Source organism: Mesorhizobium sp. YIM 152430, from assembly GCF_029210365.1.
In the GTDB taxonomy this organism is placed as follows: Bacteria; Pseudomonadota; Alphaproteobacteria; order Rhizobiales; family Rhizobiaceae; genus Aliihoeflea.
In genome coordinates this window covers 164,942-182,496 of the sequence record NZ_JARGES010000015.1, presented here as the reverse complement: position 1 = coordinate 182,496, position 17,555 = coordinate 164,942, and the positions used below count along the sequence as shown (strand labels likewise).

Genomic DNA, 17,555 nt, shown 5'->3' with positions numbered 1-17,555 from the left:
GCCCATAATCGACGCATAGGCGTGGATGCTCGATCCGCATTCTCCGGGAGTTCTCTTCATGCGCCTTTTCGTTTCGACCGCCATCCTTGCGCTCGCCCTGCCGCTCGCCGCACAGGCGCAGGACGAGCGACCCTTTCCCAAGATCGTCGTCTCCGGCAAGGGCGAGGCCGCCGTCGCGCCCGACATGGCGATCATCAACCTCGCCGTGCTGCGCGAGGCCGAGACGGCGCGCGCGGCGCTCGACGACAACAACGAGGCGATGGCGGACGTGATCGCAGCGATGAAGGAGGCGGGCATCGCGGACCGCGATCTTCAGACCGCGGGGCTGTCGATCAATCCGCGCTACGTCTATCCGCAGAACAATGACGGCACGGAACAGCCGCGCATCGTCGCGTATCAGGTGACCAACAACCTGACGATCCGCATCCGCGACATCGAGAAGGTGGGCGAAATTCTCGACCAGTCGGTGACGCTGGGCGTCAATCAGGGCGGGTCGATCTCCTTCGTCAATGACGATCCGTCGGCAGCGACCGCCGAGGCGCGCCGCAAGGCCGTCGAGGACGCGATGGGGCGGGCGCGGACGCTGGCCGAGGCGGCGGGCGTGACGCTCGGCGACGTGATCGAGATGTCGGAGCGCACCGCGCCGCCGCCGATGCCGATGCAGGAGCGGGCGATGATGCGCATGTCGGCGGCCGACGCGGGCGGGTCGGTTCCCGTCGAGACCGGCGAGAACAACTATGTCGTCCATGTCGACGTGACGTTCGCCATCGGCGGCGGCGAGACGCCCGAATAGACCGTCAGTTGCCCGGACGAGGATCGATCGGCTCGACAGTGCCGAGATCGAGATGGCGCTCGAGTGCGGCGGCTCCCGCCAGGAGCCGCGCTTCACCGCGCGGGCGCGCCGCGATCTGCAACCCGACCGGCAGCCCCTCGCGGGTGAAGCCGCAGGGCAGCGAGAGGGCCGGGCCGGTCGTCAGCGTGATGGCGAAGGCGATGGTCAGCCAGTCGATATAGGTGTCGAACTTCACGCCGGCGCATTCGGTGACGTAGCGGTTCTCGACCGGGAAGGGCGCGACGATGGTCGCCGGCGTCAGGAGGAGGTCGTAGTCCTCGTAGAAGGCAAGCGCGCGCGTGATGATGCCGGCGCGGCGGGCCTCGGCCCTGGCGACGTCGCCGACGGTGAGCGCCAGGCCCTTCTCGATGTTCCAGATCACTTCGGGCTTCAGAAGATCGCGATGCGTTTCGAGCTTGGCGGCGTGGCCGGTCGCGAAGCTGACGGCGCGCAGCGTCTGGAAGGTTTCGCGCGCATCCGACAGATCGGGATGGGCATCGGTGACTTCGACGCCGAGTTCGGTGAAGCGGTAGGCGGCGGCGCGACAAATGTCGGCGACTTCCGGATCGACTGGGGTGATGCCGCCGAGATCGGCCGAGAAGGCGACGCACTTCGGCAGGGTCCGGCTCTGCGCGGCCTTGCGGAAGCTGATGCCGTCGCGCGGCAGGGAGATCGGATTGGCGGGATGCTCGCCGGTCATGGCGTCGAGGAGAAGCGCGAGGTCTTCGACGGTTCGGGCCATCGGGCCTTCGACCGAGAGGATATCGTCGACGAGCATTCCCGGATCGGCGGCGACGCGGCCGGGTGAGGGGCGAAGGCCGACGATGCCGTTGAAGGAGGCCGGGTTGCGCAGCGAGCCGCCGAGATCGGAGCCCTGCGCCAGCCACGCCATGCCGGTGGCGAGCGCCACGGCCGAGCCGCCCGACGAGCCGGCGGCGGAGCGGGACGTGTTCCACGGATTGAGCGTCGCGCCGAAGACGTCGTTGAAGGTGTTGGCGCCGGCGCCGAATTCGGGCGTCGCGGTCTTGGCGTAGACGATGGCGCCTTCGTCCTCCAGATGCCCGACCATGAGGTCGGAGCGGGCGGGAATGTGGTTCTCGAAGATGCGCGAGCCATGGGTGGTGCGCACGCCCTCGACTTCGGTCAGGTCCTTGATGGCGACGGGTGCGCCGGCAAGCTGGCCTCGTTCGGCGACGGGTCGTTTGGCGAGGTCGTCGGCATGTTTCCGGGCGCGGTCGAAGGCGAGAGTGGGCAAGGCATTGACGGCGGGATCGACGGCGGCGATCCGCTCCTCCAGCGCGTCGAGCAATTGGCGCGGCGACCATTTTTCGGCGCGAAGGCCGTCGACGATTTCACAGGCGGATTTGCGGATCAGTTCGGATGTCATTCATGCGCCTCCCAATTGTGCCTGCCCCTGATAACGAGGCGGGGCGGGGCATCCAAGGGCCAGACAGCAAAAAGCCCGGCGAAACCGCCGGGCCAGAACGCGCGATCTTCTGAGGATCAGGCGAAGCGTGCGGTGGCGCGGCTGCGCGACGAAGACGGCGAGACGAACGCCTCCGCCAGTTCGAGGTCTTCATGTCCGATCAGCCGTTTCGGATCGTCACCGATGGCGTCGATGATTTCGGGTGCCAGAGCGTTGGCGGCGATCGCCGAGTCCCAGGCGTTGCGGGCTTCGCGCTCCGCGCGGATCAGGGCTGACAGTGCGAGAATGAGCCGGTCGCGATGGTCCATGAGGGGGTATGCCTATGTCTTCTTGTGATCGTCTTTTTCGGTCGGCCCATTGGGTGGGCGAACGGAAACGCGCAAAGGCGGAGCGGGTTCCCGCATAACGCGCTTCCCGAGAGGAACCTTCCGCGCCTCCGGCGCATTTGGCGAAACCGATCAGGAGCGATGTTGAGTGCTTGAAGCCGTTTCCAAGCAGAACGGGCTGGATGACAGCGACCTGCCGATGGCATTGCGTCGGCCGGACGACCTTGCCTATGTCAGCGACGCCGAGCCCGGCATAAGGCGAAAGCGCGCCGGCAAGGGGTTTTCGTTCCTGACGCCGGAAGGGGCGAAGCTGACGGACAAAAGCGAGATCGCGCGGATCAAGGCGCTGGTCATCCCGCCGGCCTGGACCGATGTGTGGATTTCGCCCGATCCGCTCGGCCACATCCAGGCGACCGGGCGCGACCAGAAGGGCCGTAAGCAATATCGCTATCACGCGCGCTGGGGCGAATATCGCGACGACGTGAAGTATCAGAGCCTCGTCGACTTCGCGACCGCGCTGCCGCGGCTGCGCGACAGGATGGAGACGGATTTGCGCAAGCGCGGGCTGCCGCGCGAGAAGGTGCTCGCCTCGATCGTCTGGCTGCTCGACAACACGATGATCCGCGTCGGCAATCCGGCCTATGCTCGTGAGAACAAGAGCTTCGGCCTGACGACGCTGCGGGCGCGCCATGTCGAGGTGGAGGGCTCGAAGCTGCGCTTCGCCTTCAAGGGCAAGTCGGGCAAGGAATGGAACCTGAAGCTCGTCGACAGGCGCATGGCGCGGATCATGAAGGACATCCTCGACCTGCCGGGCCAGCATCTTTTCCAGTATCGCGACGAGGAGGGCGAGCGGCGCATGGTGCGCTCGCAGGACGTCAACGCCTATATCCGCGAGGCGACGGGCGCGGAGTTTTCCTCCAAGCACTTCCGCACCTGGGGCGGGACGACCAGCGCGGCCGCGCTGTTTTCGACCGTCGACCTGCCGGAGACGAAGACCGAGACGGCGCGCGTGCTCAACGCACTGATCGACAAGGTGGCGGCGCGGCTCGGCAATACGCGGGCGGTCTGCCGGCGCTGCTACATCCACCCGCGCGTGGTCGATTCCTGGTCGACCGGGCGGCTGATGGAAGAACTGGCGGAGGCGCGCAAGCGCTACCGCACGCCGATCGAAGGGCTTGACGAGGAAGAGGCGCTGGTCCTGCGCTGGCTGTCAGGCTGAATCTTGGCCTGGATGGCCTGCAAACCGCAGGTCCCTGCGCTTGCTGTGCAATGCGTGAATTCAGTGCTGAACCGGCCGGCCGATCGGCAGATCCATCGTCAGCCGGGTGCCGCCCACGCCGTCGCCATAGACGATCGACGTGTTGAGGCTGGTCGCCATTGCCTTGACGATGCGCGAGCCGAGGCCGGTGCCCCTCGGCTGGCCTTCGCCATTCCAGCCGATGCCGTCGTCTTCGACCCGCAGGATAGCGGAATCGCAGCCCGCGCGGCGGATATAGACGCGGACCTCGCCCTCGGCATCGCCCGGATAAGCGTATTTGTAGGCATTGGTGACGAGTTCGGTGACGATCATGCCGATCGAGACGGCCTTGTCGGTGGGAACCGTCAAGGGTTCCAGATCGGCACGGATGCGCGAGGCGTGGCCCGCCGCCTTCATCGAGGTGTCGAGTTCGGTGATCAGGGTCGAGATATAGGCATCGAGATCGACCATCGTCACGTCGTCGGACGTATAGAGACGCCGATGCAGCCCGGCGATGGCGGAGATGCGCGCCTGCGTTTCGGCAAGCGCATCCTTGGCCTTCGGCTCGGCCACGGCGGAAGTCTGCATCCGCACGAGGGCGGCGACCAGCGCAAGGGAATTGGCGACGCGATGGTTGACTTCGGCGAGCAGGATGACGGCCCGGTCGCGCGCGTCGCGAACCTCCTGTTCGGCGCGGTCCTTCTCACTCTGAAGACGCGCCTTCTCGATCGACTGGTCGATGGCGCTCGACAACAGAACGAAGAACTCGTCGCCGACGCTTTTGAGAACATAGTCGGCCGCGCCCGCCTTCAGCGCCTCCACCGCGACGGTCGCTTCGGAGGAGCCGGTGACATAGACGACCGGCGGCGCGGCCGTCCGATTCTTGAGGGCGGCCAGCATGTCGAGCCCGGTTCCCGATGCCAGATAGTGATCCAGCACCACGACGTCGAAGGTCTGCGCGTCGACGCGGGCCAGACCGTCCACGATGTCGCCGGAATGCTCGACGATGAAACCCTGCCGCTCAAGCCGCTTTTGCACCAGGCGCGCAAGGGCCGGGTCGTCGTCGACATAAAGGACGCGGACGGGGTCGGTCATCGGCTTCAAGCGGTCTCCGGGACCTGCATCACCGAAAAGAACAGGCCGAGCTGGCGGATCGCATTGGCGAACCCGTCATAGTCGACCGGTTTGGTGATGTAGACGTTGGCGCCCAGATCGTAGCAACGCTGGATTTCGCGCTGGTCGTCCGTCGTGGTGAGCACGACGACCGGCGAACGCTTGGTGTGGATGTTGTTCTTGATCTTTTCGAGAATGTCGACGCCGGTCATGTCCGGCAGGTTCAGATCCAGTAAAATCAGGAGCTGGCGGCGGGCGCTGTCCTCGCCCGAACCGTCGGCACCGAAAAGATAAGAGAGCGCAGACGTGCCGTCGGTGAACGGGATGATCTGGTTGCTGACGCCGGCGCGGCGAATGTTCTTTTCGATCAGGCGCGCATGGCCTTCATCGTCCTCGATCATGATGATCGTCACTGGCTGTCCGTCGGTCAACTCATGCACTCCTTTGAACCGTGGGAAGTTTTTCGGGCAGCGTCACCCGGAACGTGGTTCCGCGTCCGAACTCGGACTCAAGGGTGATATCGCCGCCAAGGTTCCGAACAAGCGTGCGGACATGGGCGAGGCCGATGCCTTCGCCAGGCTTGTCCTGCGTGCCGGAACGGCGGAAAAGATCGAAGACGCGCTGGTGATCCTGTTCGGCGATGCCGCGGCCATTGTCCTTCACGTCGATGACGATCTGGCGACCGTTCATCTTGCGGGCGGAGACGTCGATCTCGATCGGTCGGTCGGGCGCGCGGTACTTCACCGCATTGTCCAAAAGATTGCCGATGATCTGCTCGAGCGACAGGCGGTCGGACAGGATCGGCGGGACCGCGACGTCGACATCGATGCGGCCCTCGCTGTCGGCGACCTGATGCTGCATCGTGTTGGCGTTGGCCTCGATCAGTTCCTTCAGGTCGATGCGCTCGGGCTTCAACGGGCGCCGGCCGTCGCGGGAAATCTTGAGGATCGCGTTGATCAGCGCGTCCATCTTGCGGGTGGACGAACGGATGAAGCCGATCGCCTCGGGAAGGTCCTCGGATGCGGCAAGGCGCGCATCCTTGATCTCCTGCTCGTTCAGCGGGTCGCCATCGGCCAGGACGTAGGTCTGGATCGTTTTCATGGTGGCGTCGAGCTCGCTCGTGAAGCCCATGATGTTGACGAGGGGCGCGCGCAGATCGTGCGTGACGATATAGGCGAAGCGCTGCACTTCCTCGTTCGCGCGAACCAGATCTTCGGTGCGTTCGGCGATGCGCTGCTCGAGGCCGACATTGAGCGCCTTGACCTCCTCGCGCGCGTTCAGAAGCTCGCGCGTGTAGCGCAGCGCCATCCAGACAGCCATGCCGACCACCGCGAATATGACGAGCGCGCCGAGAAACGTCGTCAGACGCAGCCAGTTCGCCGTTTCGCGCTGGCGCTCCGCGCCGGTGTCGAGACGCGCGTCGGCGGCACGCACGATGGCGGCGAAGAGCTCGCGCGCCTCGTCCATGACCGCCTTGCCGCGATCCGTCCTGACGATCGCGACGGCTTCCGCGACTTCGCCCTGGCGGACGAGGTCGATCGTTTCGTCGATTTCGGCAATCTTCAGTTCGATGCCTTCCAAAAGGCGCGCCATCGGCTCGGTGGCCTGCGGATAGGGCAGAAGGATCGTGCGCAGTTTCTCGTAGCGCTCCATGATCGTGCCGCGCGCGGCGTCGTAGGGTTCGAGGTAGCGTTCTTCCTGAGTCAGGATGTAGCCGCGCTGGCTGGTCTCGATATCCTGCAAGGCGCTGCGCAGATCGACTGTGGCGGACCGGGCCTGGCGGGCCTCGATCACCTCGTCGAAATGATTTTGGGTCTGCTCGACGAGCCAGATCGACGTGCCGACGATGGCCACCAGCGCGAACATGCCGATGAGCAGCAGGATCGCGGTGGTCCTGACGAAATTTTTATTTGCAATCGGCATTCAGATCGTTCGGCTCAAAGTCCCCGACCGAGCAATGGCGCATCGATCCAAGAAACGCCACCAGATTTTTTAACAACCCGGCGCCAAACACCAAAAAAACGCCCGCCGGCTGAACCGGCGGGCGTTTCGTTCAATCATTTGATAGCTGGCATTCGCCAGCAGATCAGTTGCCTTCGGTCGTGACGTCGACATCCGGCACATCGATGTCCGGGGTGTCGATGGTCACGTTGACGTCGTTCGCGCCGGTTCCGCCGCCGCCGAAGCCGCCGAGCAGCCAGACGCCGCCGATGATGACGACGACCGCAAGGAGCAGCGCGACGGCCCAGCCGCCTCCGCCACCGCCGCCGCGACCCGTATTGATAATCGTCGGTCCACGATCAGACATTGGTATTTCCTCTCAAATTCATGGGCATTCCACCGGCGGATCAGTCTTTGCGGCGGATGCGATGTCCCTTTTCGCGCTGCAATAATGTGCGATCGGGCATTTTGGTTCCTGCTAATCAAGCGGGTTGCGCTTCGCATCCGGCTTCGCGATCCATAGAAAGCGTGCATAAGATTCCGACGCTGGCGTCAACGCGGTGCGTCTTCAGCATTGTCGCCCTCGACCATTTCTTCAGGATTGTCCGTGCTCGGCGTCGTCAGGCTTTCGCCCGACTGCTTGCGCGTCCTGCGTGATCTGGATTGCGGAAGCGCGGCGTCCGACGAACTGTCGGAACTGACGTGATAGGTGACCTGCGGGAACGGAATCTCGATGCCGCGGCGCTCGAATGCGTCCTTGATGAATTCGTTGTACTTGCGGCCGATGCCCCATTGCGAACCGGGCAGGGTCTTGATGCGCGCACGGACATTGATCGCGGAATCGCCGAAGAGCGTGACGCCCTGCATGTCGAGCGGTTCGAGGATGGCCGTCCTGGCGTCCGTCTGCATCAGATTGTCGAACGCTTCCTGCATCGCTTCCTTCACCTCCGCGATGTCGCTGTCGTAGGCGACGCCGATCTCGGCCACATGGTAGGAGAAGCCCTTCATCGAGTTCGACACCATGTCGACCGAGGAGAACGGGATCAGATGCAGCGTGCCGTCCAGCGAACGGATCGACACGGAGCGGATCGTCAGCCTCTCCACCACGCCAGAGGTCGCGCCGACGCTGACGACATCGCCCTCGTTCATGATGTTCTCGAGCTGGATGAAGATGCCGGTGATGATGTCCTGGACGAATTTCTGCGCGCCGAAGCCGATCGCAAGGCCGAGCACGCCCGCGCCGGCCAGAAGCGGCGCGATGTTGATGCCGATCTGGGCCAGGGCGAGCATGAAGATGAAGATCGCGAGCCCCACCGTGAAGGCATTGCGGAACAGGGACAGCAGCGTCTTTTCGCGCGCCGTCGGCACCGTGCCGAAATTGGGATTGAGGCGGTACTCCACCCATGACGACATGGCCAGATAGATCAGGAAGCCGACGAGCAGGATGACGGCCGCCGAGATGACCGAGCCGGTGACGCGCTGGCCACCTTCGGATGCGACCCAGCCGAGGAAATCGATCAGGCCCCACGCCTGCGCGATGGCGATGGCGACGCCGATCAGCGTCACGGTGCGGACCACCTGCATGACGCGCGGCACGAAGGCGTGGAGCCGGGTTTCGAGCAGCGGCAGGCGCTGCTTGATCTCGTCGGGAAGGCGCACGCCGACATGGATGAAGCGCGAGATGAACGAGATGATGACCACGCCGACGACGATGGCGGCGATCGACTGGACGGTGGCGCGCAGCATGTAGGGCAGGGCGCCTTGCGGATGGGCCAGCCAGGCGATCAGGATGATGACCATGTATGCGATGGCGATCATGTGCCAGAAGGCGCCGAGGAAGGCGAGCGACTTCGACAGGGCGTCCTGACGGCCATTATTGGCGCGCCAGGTCAGGGCATGGCGCACGGCGGCCTTGTTTTGCAGCACGATCAGAATGCCGATGACGACGGCGGTGATCATGGCCAGAACGCGTAGCGCCTGCGCGGCGGTGGGGCTGACCATGTCGGCGAGGATCGGCGCGACGAACATGAACGAATAGCCGATGAGGCTGATGATGCGCGAGAACCAGAAATACCAGTAGGCCGCGGTCGTGTCGTTCATGGGGAGCGGACGCAGCGCCGGGCCGTGCGGCTCGAACACCGCGCGCACGACCACCTTGGTCAGTTCGACGACCAGAAAGGCATTGAGAAGCAGGGTCTGGTTGATGCCCATGCGCCCCGTCGGGCCGGTGAGGAAATAAAGCGAGATCGCATAGCCGATCGCCCAGGCCGCAGCGACCGCTGCGACGCCGATCGCCGTCGCGCCGACGATGCCCAGCAGGCGCGCCAGCCAGCCGTGCCCGGCGACCCGGTTCGAAATCGCCTTCTGTCCCTGGATCGCGAAGGCGCGCAGGAAGAAATAGCTGGCGAACAGGGCGATCGCGAGGATCGCGACATTCGTCGCAACCCGCGTGATCTCGCCATAGTCGCGGGTGGAGGCGGACGAGAAGACGTTGCCGATATCGGAGCCCAATTCCACGACCGCGCCAATGGTCGCGGAAACGCCTTCCGCGATCTCGCGCGTGTATTCGGCGATCTGGCGCGCGATGGTCGGGTCGGAGGTGCCTTCGGCCGCCTGTGCATCTGTGCGGCTTTCGCTGCCGCCTGCCGCGCGCAGGCGCTCGATCAATTCGTTGCGGGTCGTCTCGTTTTCGAGAAGCCGGATGAGATTATCGACGCTCGCCGCGGGTGCCTCATCAGCCGCAGCCGGCTCCGCAGGAGCAGTGAACTGGGCGCTCGCGCCCCCCATGGCGAGGAACAGGACGAGGAAGGCGCAGGCAAGGAATCGCATCTGGAACGAAGGTCTCGATGATCGGAAGGCGGAGAGACCCGTAAGCATGGCGGGGCAAATGCGCAGGTCAACCCCCGCCCGGCCAATTTTGGCGTTCAACCCTTCATGCCGCCCTGCGTCAGCCCGCCGACGACGCGTTCCTGGAACAGGGCGATGATGATCGAGATCGGCACGATGGCGACGACGAGCGCGGCGGAGATGATCGGCCAGGGAAACGAGAACTCGCCCTGATAAAGCGTGATGCCGACCGGCAGCGTGCGGCTCGACACGCGCGAGGACAGCGTCAGCGCCAGAAGGAACTCGTCCCAGGCATTGACGAAGGCGAGGATGCCGGCGGTGAAGACGCCGGGCGCCGTCAACGGAATGACGACGTGCCACAGCGCGCCGAGGCGCGAGCAGCCGTCGATCATGGCGGCGCTTTCGAGGTCCTTCGGGATGTCCTGGAAGAAGGAGATCAGGACCATCGTGCAGACCGGCATCGAGAGCACCGCATAGGGAAAGACCAGTGCCCACCATGTATTGAGCAGGCCGATCGTGCGCATGACCTGGAACAGCGGCACCATCAGCGAGATCAGCGGGAACATCGCAATCGCCATCAAGAGCGACAGGATGAGACCGGGCGCGGGCAGGCGAAGGCGAACCAGCGCATAGGCGGCGAGCGCCGAGACCGTGACGCAAAGCAGCGTCGACAGTGTCGCGACGGCGACCGAATTCCACATGAAGGTCAGGATCGGCTGGTCGGTGAAGACGCGCGTGTAGTTCTGGAAGGTCAGCGTGTCGGGCAGGATGGTGATCGGCAGGCGCAGAAGCTCGGCCTCGGTCTTGAGCGAGGTCAGCACGATCCAGATCGCCGGCACGAAGCCGTTGACGACGACGATGAGGCCGGCGATCAGCACCATGACGCGAGGGCGGGGGAAGCGCATCATCTCACGCCTCCTGCCGCGGGTCGCGGCGCGTGTAGCGCAAATAGCCGGCGGTCATGGCGAGCGAAACGACGAACATCAGCACGGCCAGCGCCGAGCCGTAGCCGAGGTCGAGGAAGTCGATCGTCGTCTTGTGGATGTACATGGCGAGCGTCTCGGTCGAATTGCCCGGCCCGCCATTGGTCATGGCGTAGGGAATGTCGAAGGTCTGGATCGCGGTGATGGTGCGGAAGATGGCGGCGACGATGATCGCGGGGCGCAGCATGGGCAGCGTGATCTCGATGAATTGCTGCCATTTCGACGCGCCGTCGATCTCGGCCGCCTCGTAGAGCGATTTCGGAATCGTCTGGAGGCCGGCAAGCAGGATCAGCGCGACGAAGCTCGACGTCTTCCAGATGATGGCGATGCAGATGGCGACGGTGGCGAGGAAGGGATCGGTGAGCCAGGCGAGCTTGGGCAGGCCGACCCACATCAGGATGTTGTTGACGATGCCCTGGTTGAACTCGAAGAACCAGCGGAAGATCAGGCCCGCGAAGACCAGCGGCAGCGCCCAGGGCAGGAGCAGGCCGAGGCGCACCGGCCATTTGACCCTGAAGGGCTGGTTGGCGAGGAGCGCGAGGCCGAGGCCGACGACGATAGCGCCGGGCACGGTGACAGCGATATAGATGAAGGTGTTGAGCGTCGTTTCCCAGAAGCGCGGATCGGCGAGCGCCTTCTGGTAGTGCGCGAGACCGATGAAGGGCGTGCCGAGCCACGGTTCGGTGAGGCGCAGTTGCTGCGTCGAGGTGACGAGAAGGCGGCCAATCGGGAAGAGGACGACGGCGAACAGGAGCAGGAAGGCCGGCAGGATCATCAGGAGGCCGAGGCGGCGCTCGGACTTTTCGAGGCGGGTGAGGGGGAGGGGCTTCAGAGCCACTGTCTTGCCCGTGCGTGGCGCCATCGGCTCGGTCCTCTGCCTTTCAGATGGAAAAGGCGGCCGGATGGCTCCGGCCGCGCTGGAGACTTACTGCATGACCTCGGAAAGCCCCTGCTCGATGGCTTGCAGGGACGTCGCGCCGTCCTGGGTTCCGGCGAGGAAGGCGTTCATGTTGGTGCGGACGACTTCCGAGACCCGCGGATAGGCCGGGCTGACGGGGCGCGAGCGGGCGGTTTCGACGACTGGCAGCGCATCCTCGAACCACGGATTGGCCTCCAGCACCTCGGCGTCGGTGTAGACCTCGGGGAAGACCGGCATGTGCGAGGCGAGGATCGCCTGCTGCTTGGAGACTTCCGGGCTGGAGAGATATTTGACCAGATCGACGGCGGCTTCCTTGTTCTCCGAGAAGGCGGAGACGGCAAGCTGCCAGCCGCCGATGCAGGTCGCCGGCGTGTCGGCGGTGAAGCCGGGCAGGGTGACGACGCCGACATTGCCCTTGACCTGGCTGTCCTCGTCGTTCTGGACGCGGTTCCAGACATAGCCCCAGTTCATCGCGAAGATGGCGTTCCCGGCCTGGAAGTCCTGGCGGATGCGGTCGGTCGGGATTTCGGCGATGTTCGGCGGCAGGACGCCGGCTTCCTTGAAGTCGCCCCAAAGCTCGAAGGGCCGTGCGGCCTGTTCGGCCGACAGGGTGATCGCGCCGCCTTCGCCGCCGAGTTCGCCGCCCGCGCCCCAATAGGGAACGAGGTAGGTGCAGACCGTGCCCTCGATCGGCGCGCCGGCAGTCAGGAACCCGGCGAGGTTGGGATTGCCTTCGGCTTCCTTGATCTTGAGCGCGGCTTCCTTCAACTCGTCCCAGGTTTTCGGCGGCTCGATGCCGTGCTTTTCGAGAAGGTCGGTGCGGTAATAGAGGAATTGCGAATCCGCGAAATAGGGCAGCGCCATGACCTGCCCGTCGACGATGTTGGCCTCGCGATAGGCGGGTAGATAGCGCTCCATGATCGCATCGCGCTCGTCGCCGAGATAGTCGTCGAGCGGTTCGGCCCAGCCGGCGGCGGCCCATTGCGCCGGGCGGATGACGTCGATCAGCACCACGTCGAGCGTCGAATCCTGCGAGGCGAGGACGGTGTTGAGATATTGCTGCTGTTGCTCGGACGTCGCGCCGCCGACCTCGATCTCGACGGTCACGTCGGGATTCTGCTCCTGATAGGCGTCGAGGATCTGGCGCATCACGTCGGGCCGCTGCTGGCCGCCGGTGAAGATGCGCAGTTCGGTCTGCGCGAAGGCCGAACCGGCCGACAAGGTCATGATCGCGGCGAGCGCGGTTCCGGTAATCAGTCTCGTCATCTCTCTCTCCCTGATGTTGCAGGCCCGACATGCGGGCGGGAAGGCATGTTTCATGCGGCGAGGCGGATGGCCTCGCCGGTTTCGGCGTCGAAGAAATGGGCGCGGTCGAGCGCGAGGCCGAGCGTCACGTCCTGACCGTGCTTCAGCCCGGCCTCCGGCGAGAAGCGTCCGGTGAAGCGGGCATCGCCCACGCGCACGGTCGCCTGCGTTTCGGAACCCAGCGGCTCGACCAGCTCGACCTTGCCGGCAACGGGCGTGCGCGCGGGATCATCCCCAAGCGAAACATGTTCGGGGCGCAGGCCGATGACGATGTCGCGGCCGGCGCAGGCGGAAAGGTTCGCACCGCGCGGGGTAACGTCCATGCCGGACGGCAGCCGGATCATCCGCGCATCGGCCGAGACGCTGGCGGGCGTCATGTTCATGGGCGGGGCGCCGATGAAGGAGGCGACGAAGCGGTTGGCCGGGCGGTTGTAGACCTCGTCCGGGCTGCCATATTGCTGGAGATAGCCATCCTTCATGATCGCGATCCGGTCGGCAAGCGTCATCGCCTCGATCTGGTCGTGGGTGACATAGACGATGGTGGTGCCGAAGCGCTGGTGCAGTTTCTTGATCTCAACGCGCATTTCGGCACGCAACTGCGCGTCGAGGTTGGAGAGCGGTTCGTCGAACAGAAAGACTTTCGGCCGGCGCACGATGGCGCGGCCCATGGCGACGCGCTGGCGCTGGCCGCCGGAGAGCTGGCCGGGCCGGCGCTGGAGCAGGTGCCTGATCTGGAGGATGTCGGCCGCCTCGTGGACAAGCGTCTCGATCTCGGATTTTGCGGCGCCACGCATCCTGAGGCCGAAGCCCATATTGTCGTAGACGCTCTTGTGCGGATAAAGCGCGTAGTCCTGGAAGACCATGGCGATGTCGCGCTCGCGCGGCGGCATGTCGTTGACGACGGTGCCGTCGATGGCGATCTCGCCGCCGGTGATGCCCTCCAGTCCCGCGATCATGCGTAAAAGCGTGGACTTGCCGCAGCCGGAGGGGCCGACGAGGACGGTGAATTCGCCGTCGCGCACCGAAAGGTCGACGCCGTGGAGCACCTCGACGCGGCCATATTGCTTGACGACCCGGCGGATTTCGACGCCTGCCACGCATACCTCCCAGACAGCCCTCTTGGCGGGACCATAATCCTATCCGCGGCGCCGTAAAGGGCGACGCTCGATGGGGATCATGCCATGTCTTGTAAAAGATACAAGACCTGTTACCGTTCCGCTCATCAAGGGCGCTTTCAGATAGCGCAGGTCATCCGCGCGAACAGTGCGACACAGGTCCATGAGCGACATCTTCTTCATCGGCATCGCGGTCGTGGACTATGTGTTTTCGGTCGTCCGGATGCCGGACCGCGCCGAGAAATACCGTGCCCGCGACATGCGGGTGGTGGGCGGCGGGCTGGCCGCGAACGCGGCGGCGACGGCGGCCCGGCTCGGGCACAAGGCGCACATGATCGGGCGTTTGGGTGATGATGTCGTGGCCACGCAGATCATCGAAGGGCTTGCGGCCGAGGGCGTCGACTGCACCGGGTTGCGGCGCTTCGCCGGGCATCGCTCGCCACTGTCCTCGGTCTTCGTCGACAAGGCGGGTGAGCGGATGATCGTCAATTATGGCGACTGGTCGATCCCGACTTCGACCGACTGGCTGCCGAGTGAACTGCCGGCTGGAACCGGCGCGGTGATGGGCGACATTCGCTGGGAGGAGGGCGCGCGGCACCTTTTCGGTCTTGCGCGCGCGGCGGGCCTGCCCGCCGTGCTCGACGTCGACCGGCCGCCCTTCGATGCGAGCCTGCTCGATGCCGCAAGCCATGTCGCGCTGTCGGCGCAGGCGCTGCGTGAAATGAGTGGGACCGACGATCCGCGGGAAGGGCTTCTGCGCTTGCGCGACCGCTGTTCCGCGCATCTCTCGGTGACGATCGGGGCGGAGGGGACGTTGTTTTTCGACGGCGCCGATATCGCGCATGTGCCGGCCTTCACGGTCGAGGTCGTCGACACGCTCGGGGCGGGTGACGTCTGGCATGGCGCGCTGACCGTGGCGCTCGCCGAAGGCATGGAAACGCGCGCGGCGATCCGCTTCGCCTCGGCGGCTGCGGCAATCAAATGCACGAAATTCGGCGGGCGGGCGGGCATTCCGACGCGCCCCGAACTCGATCGATTTCTGGACGAACACGAAGGATCGCAGGCATGACCACACTTTCGGCCGGCAAGCTCTGGGGCCTGCGCCGGCTTGCCGACGCAAAGGGCCGGTTCAAGATGCTGGCGGTGGACCAGCGGCCGCCGATCAAGAATCCGATCATGACGATACGCGGCACGGCTGAAGCGCCCTATGAGGACGTGGCCGGCTTCAAGCTGATGCTGGTGGAGGAATTGCAGGCCGAGACTTCGGCCGTCCTGATGGACCCGCATTTCGCGCTGCCGCGCGGGCTTTCCGTCGCCTCGCCCGCCAAGGGCATGGTGGTGACGCTGGAGGATTCGATCTTCCGCGAGACGGCAACGGGACGGCTGTCGGACGAGATCGACGACTGGTCGGTGGAGAAGATCAAGCGCGCCGGCGGCGATGCGGTGAAGGTGCTCGCCTGGTACCGGCCGGACGCGGACCCGGCCAATTGCCGGGCGCAGGAGGATTTCGCGAAGCGAATCGGGGAAGCCTGCCAAGCCTATGACATTCCGTATCTTTTCGAGCTTCTCGTCTATCCGCTGCCGGGCGAGGCCGAGCAGACGAAGGACTATGTCGAGATGGCCGCGAAGCAGGCCGACAACGTGCTCGAAAGCGTGCGCCGCTTCGCCGACCCAGCCTTCGGCATCGACATCTTCAAGCTGGAAAGTCCGGTGCCGGCCAAGGGCATCGGCGAGGGGACGGATGCGGCGACGCAGAAGCTGTTCGACGAGATGGGCCGCATCGCCGGCCGGCCCTGGGTGATGCTTTCGGCGGGTGCGGGAATGGCGGAGTTCGAGGCGGTGCTGAAGCACGCCTATGCGGCGGGGGCGTCGGGCTATCTGGCCGGCCGTGCGATCTGGTCGGAGCCGTTCAAGGCGTTTCCCGACTGGGACGGCATTCGCTCGGGATTGCGGCAGACGAGCCTGCCCTATGTGAAGCGGATCAATGCGCTGACGGACCAAAGCGCGACGCCGTGGTTCGAGACGCCGCTTTACGGCGGCAAGGCCGGGATCGCCCACGCGGACGCTTCGTTCCGGCATTCGTATGCCGGCATGGGAGGCGCGTGATGGCGCGGATCGGGCTGTTGCCGCTGGCACGCGCGACTTTCGACGTGCCTTACGCCGAGGAGCTTTACGGCAAGCTGAGGGAAGGACTTTCGGTTGCGGGGCATGAGATGGTCGGCGGCGAGGCGTTGCTGTTCGACGCGCCGGCGACCGAGGGAGCGCTGGCGGCGATGAAGGGCCGGGGGCTCGACCTGCTGCTGATCGTGCAGGTGACGTTCACCGATGCGACGATGACGGTGAAGATCGCGGAGGCGGCGGATGCGCCGCTTGCGATCTGGTCGTTTCCCGAGCCGCGAACCGGCGGACGGCTGCGGCTCAACGCCTTTTGCGGGCTCAATCTCGCCGCCCATGCGCTGGGGCTCAACGATGTCGCGTTCGGCTGGGTCCATGCCGATCCGGCCATGGCGGATGTCGGCGCGCTGGCCGCCGAGCTTCTGGCCGGGAAGCGGCAGGCGAAGGCGCTGCCGCTGGCGAGAGCGGATGCGGGAGAGACCGAGCGGGCCGGCGCGCGGGCGGTTCTGGCGCGGATCGCCGGCAGCCGGATCGGGCGGATCGGCGAGCGGCCGGACGGGTTCTTCACCTGCGATTACGACCCCGAAAGGCTCGAAAGCCTTGCGGGCGTCTCGGTCGAGCCGATCGCGCTTGACGCGCTGTTCGCGGCGGCGCGGGATGCGGGCGAAAGTGATGTAAGGAAGGCACGGGCAGAGGCCAGCGCGACGCTCGCCGATCTCGACAGTGTCGACCAGGAGCAGCTCGACCGGTCGCTGCGCCTGCGCGCGGCGCTGGAGGACGTGCGCGCGACAGGCGGCTATTCGGCCTTCGCTGTGCGCTGTTGGCCGGAAATGTTCACGCACTATGGCGGCGCGGTCTGCGGGCCGGTCGGAATGATGGGCGAGCGGCGCGTGCCGTGCGCCTGCGAGGCCGACGTTCACGGCGCGCTGACCAATCTCCTTTTGCAGGAGATGACCGGCGACGCCGCATTCCTCGTCGATCTCGTCGACCTCGATGCGCAGGACGGCACCGGCGTCGTCTGGCATTGCGGGCAGGCGCCCGTTTCGATGCGCGACGAGAGCGTGACGGCGAAGACGGCGATCCATTCCAACCGCAAGATGCCGCTTCTGTTCGAGTTTCCGCTGAAGCCCGGCCGCGTCACCTTCGCGCGGATCAGCCAGGCGCGCGGGCATCCGACGATGGTGATCGCGGGTGGCGAGATGCTGCGCCGGCCGCTGGCATTTTCCGGCACGGCGGGCGTGCTCGCCTTTGATGCGCCGGTCGAAACGGTAGCAGAGACGATCGTGGGGGCCGGGCTCGAGCATCACCTCAGTCTCGTTTATGGCGACCACCGGCCGGCACTGCGGGCGCTCGGCGCCGAGATGGGCCTGCCGGTTATCGAATTCTAAAAGGAAAT

The 17,555-nt window shown here is 65.4% G+C and carries 16 protein-coding genes; 5 read left to right on the top strand and 11 right to left on the bottom strand.

Annotated elements, in window-relative coordinates; all coding sequences use genetic code 11:
- Positions 1-58: 58 nt before the first annotated feature.
- Positions 59-793, top strand: a complete 735-nt coding sequence (locus PZ895_RS01635) for an SIMPL domain-containing protein (protein ID WP_275837283.1) — start codon at positions 59-61, stop codon at positions 791-793.
- A 4-nt stretch (positions 794-797) separates the two neighbouring features.
- Here the strand turns inward: PZ895_RS01635 and PZ895_RS01630 are convergent, their stop codons facing one another.
- On the bottom strand, positions 798-2,219 hold the full coding sequence (locus PZ895_RS01630) for an amidase family protein (protein ID WP_275837282.1): 1,422 nt from the start codon (positions 2,217-2,219) through the stop codon (positions 798-800).
- A 116-nt stretch (positions 2,220-2,335) separates the two neighbouring features.
- Positions 2,336-2,566 (bottom strand): hypothetical protein, encoded by a 231-nt coding sequence (locus PZ895_RS01625; protein WP_275837281.1) that lies wholly within the window; start codon positions 2,564-2,566, stop codon positions 2,336-2,338.
- Positions 2,567-2,783: 217 nt separating this feature from the next.
- Between PZ895_RS01625 and PZ895_RS01620 the strand changes: the two genes are divergently transcribed.
- Complete coding sequence (locus tag PZ895_RS01620) at positions 2,784-3,803, top strand: DNA topoisomerase IB (RefSeq protein ID WP_275837451.1); 1,020 nt, start codon at positions 2,784-2,786, stop codon at positions 3,801-3,803.
- Positions 3,804-3,863: 60 nt separating this feature from the next.
- On the opposite strand, the gene PZ895_RS01615 is transcribed toward PZ895_RS01620, so the two are convergent.
- From PZ895_RS01615 to ugpC, 9 genes are all read right to left on the bottom strand, one after another.
- Positions 3,864-4,916 carry a response regulator gene (locus PZ895_RS01615; RefSeq protein WP_275837280.1) on the bottom strand — a complete coding sequence of 351 codons (1,053 nt, stop codon included), beginning with the start codon at positions 4,914-4,916 and terminating at the stop codon, positions 3,864-3,866.
- 5 nt (positions 4,917-4,921) lie between these two features.
- Entirely contained in the window at positions 4,922-5,335 is a 414-nt protein-coding gene (locus PZ895_RS01610) for a response regulator (RefSeq protein ID WP_275837450.1), read from the bottom strand.
- A 31-nt stretch (positions 5,336-5,366) separates the two neighbouring features.
- Complete coding sequence (locus tag PZ895_RS01605; RefSeq protein WP_275837279.1) at positions 5,367-6,857, bottom strand: CHASE3 domain-containing protein; 1,491 nt, start codon at positions 6,855-6,857, stop codon at positions 5,367-5,369.
- A 163-nt stretch (positions 6,858-7,020) separates the two neighbouring features.
- Complete coding sequence (locus PZ895_RS01600) at positions 7,021-7,242, bottom strand: hypothetical protein (RefSeq protein WP_275837278.1); 222 nt, start codon at positions 7,240-7,242, stop codon at positions 7,021-7,023.
- Between the two features lie 185 nt (positions 7,243-7,427).
- Positions 7,428-9,704 (bottom strand): mechanosensitive ion channel domain-containing protein, encoded by a 2,277-nt coding sequence (locus tag PZ895_RS01595; protein WP_275837277.1) that lies wholly within the window; start codon positions 9,702-9,704, stop codon positions 7,428-7,430.
- 95 nt (positions 9,705-9,799) lie between these two features.
- On the bottom strand, positions 9,800-10,630 hold the full coding sequence (locus tag PZ895_RS01590; protein ID WP_275837276.1) for a carbohydrate ABC transporter permease: 831 nt from the start codon (positions 10,628-10,630) through the stop codon (positions 9,800-9,802).
- 1 nt (position 10,631) lies between these two features.
- A complete protein-coding gene (locus tag PZ895_RS01585; protein ID WP_275837275.1) occupies positions 10,632-11,567 on the bottom strand; it encodes a sugar ABC transporter permease in 936 nt (311 codons plus the stop codon).
- Positions 11,568-11,630: 63 nt separating this feature from the next.
- On the bottom strand, positions 11,631-12,890 hold the full coding sequence (locus PZ895_RS01580; protein WP_275837274.1) for an ABC transporter substrate-binding protein: 1,260 nt from the start codon (positions 12,888-12,890) through the stop codon (positions 11,631-11,633).
- 50 nt (positions 12,891-12,940) lie between these two features.
- The gene (gene ugpC / locus PZ895_RS01575) at positions 12,941-14,026 is read right to left on the bottom strand and encodes a sn-glycerol-3-phosphate ABC transporter ATP-binding protein UgpC (protein WP_275837273.1); all 1,086 of its coding nucleotides are present in this window, start codon (positions 14,024-14,026) and stop codon (positions 12,941-12,943) included.
- A gap of 181 nt (positions 14,027-14,207) precedes the next feature.
- On the opposite strand from ugpC, the gene PZ895_RS01570 reads away from it, so the two are divergent.
- Genes PZ895_RS01570 through PZ895_RS01560 form a run of 3 tightly spaced genes read left to right on the top strand, consistent with a single transcriptional unit; the run spans position 14,208 to position 17,547 of the window.
- Positions 14,208-15,113 (top strand): PfkB family carbohydrate kinase, encoded by a 906-nt coding sequence (locus PZ895_RS01570; RefSeq protein WP_275837272.1) that lies wholly within the window; start codon positions 14,208-14,210, stop codon positions 15,111-15,113.
- Positions 15,110-16,150 carry a tagatose 1,6-diphosphate aldolase gene (locus PZ895_RS01565; RefSeq protein ID WP_275837271.1) on the top strand — a complete coding sequence of 347 codons (1,041 nt, stop codon included), beginning with the start codon at positions 15,110-15,112 and terminating at the stop codon, positions 16,148-16,150. The genes PZ895_RS01570 and PZ895_RS01565 overlap by 4 nt, the downstream gene beginning before the upstream one ends.
- Positions 16,150-17,547, top strand: coding sequence for a hypothetical protein (locus PZ895_RS01560; RefSeq protein WP_275837270.1), 1,398 nt, complete (start codon positions 16,150-16,152; stop codon positions 17,545-17,547). The genes PZ895_RS01565 and PZ895_RS01560 overlap by 1 nt, the downstream gene beginning before the upstream one ends.
- Positions 17,548-17,555 lie beyond the last annotated feature (8 nt).

What these genes read in the sequence shown, in the direction of transcription:
- PZ895_RS01630 (WP_275837282.1), bottom strand. Translation starts at nt 2,219, where the DNA reads ATGACATCCGAACTGATCCGCAAATCCGCCTGTGAAATCGTCGACGGC.
- PZ895_RS01620 (WP_275837451.1), top strand. Translation starts at nt 2,784, where the DNA reads ATGGCATTGCGTCGGCCGGACGACCTTGCCTATGTCAGCGACGCCGAG.
- PZ895_RS01600 (WP_275837278.1), bottom strand. Translation starts at nt 7,242, where the DNA reads ATGTCTGATCGTGGACCGACGATTATCAATACGGGTCGCGGCGGCGGT.
- PZ895_RS01635 (WP_275837283.1), top strand. Translation starts at nt 59, where the DNA reads ATGCGCCTTTTCGTTTCGACCGCCATCCTTGCGCTCGCCCTGCCGCTC.
- PZ895_RS01615 (WP_275837280.1), bottom strand. Translation starts at nt 4,916, where the DNA reads ATGACCGACCCCGTCCGCGTCCTTTATGTCGACGACGACCCGGCCCTT.
- PZ895_RS01560 (WP_275837270.1), top strand. Translation starts at nt 16,150, where the DNA reads ATGGCGCGGATCGGGCTGTTGCCGCTGGCACGCGCGACTTTCGACGTG.
- PZ895_RS01570 (WP_275837272.1), top strand. Translation starts at nt 14,208, where the DNA reads ATGAGCGACATCTTCTTCATCGGCATCGCGGTCGTGGACTATGTGTTT.
- PZ895_RS01565 (WP_275837271.1), top strand. Translation starts at nt 15,110, where the DNA reads ATGACCACACTTTCGGCCGGCAAGCTCTGGGGCCTGCGCCGGCTTGCC.
- PZ895_RS01610 (WP_275837450.1), bottom strand. Translation starts at nt 5,335, where the DNA reads ATGATCGAGGACGATGAAGGCCATGCGCGCCTGATCGAAAAGAACATT.
- PZ895_RS01585 (WP_275837275.1), bottom strand. Translation starts at nt 11,567, where the DNA reads ATGGCGCCACGCACGGGCAAGACAGTGGCTCTGAAGCCCCTCCCCCTC.
- PZ895_RS01590 (WP_275837276.1), bottom strand. Translation starts at nt 10,630, where the DNA reads ATGATGCGCTTCCCCCGCCCTCGCGTCATGGTGCTGATCGCCGGCCTC.
- PZ895_RS01580 (WP_275837274.1), bottom strand. Translation starts at nt 12,890, where the DNA reads ATGACGAGACTGATTACCGGAACCGCGCTCGCCGCGATCATGACCTTG.
- PZ895_RS01595 (WP_275837277.1), bottom strand. Translation starts at nt 9,704, where the DNA reads ATGCGATTCCTTGCCTGCGCCTTCCTCGTCCTGTTCCTCGCCATGGGG.
- PZ895_RS01625 (WP_275837281.1), bottom strand. Translation starts at nt 2,566, where the DNA reads ATGGACCATCGCGACCGGCTCATTCTCGCACTGTCAGCCCTGATCCGC.
- PZ895_RS01605 (WP_275837279.1), bottom strand. Translation starts at nt 6,857, where the DNA reads ATGCCGATTGCAAATAAAAATTTCGTCAGGACCACCGCGATCCTGCTG.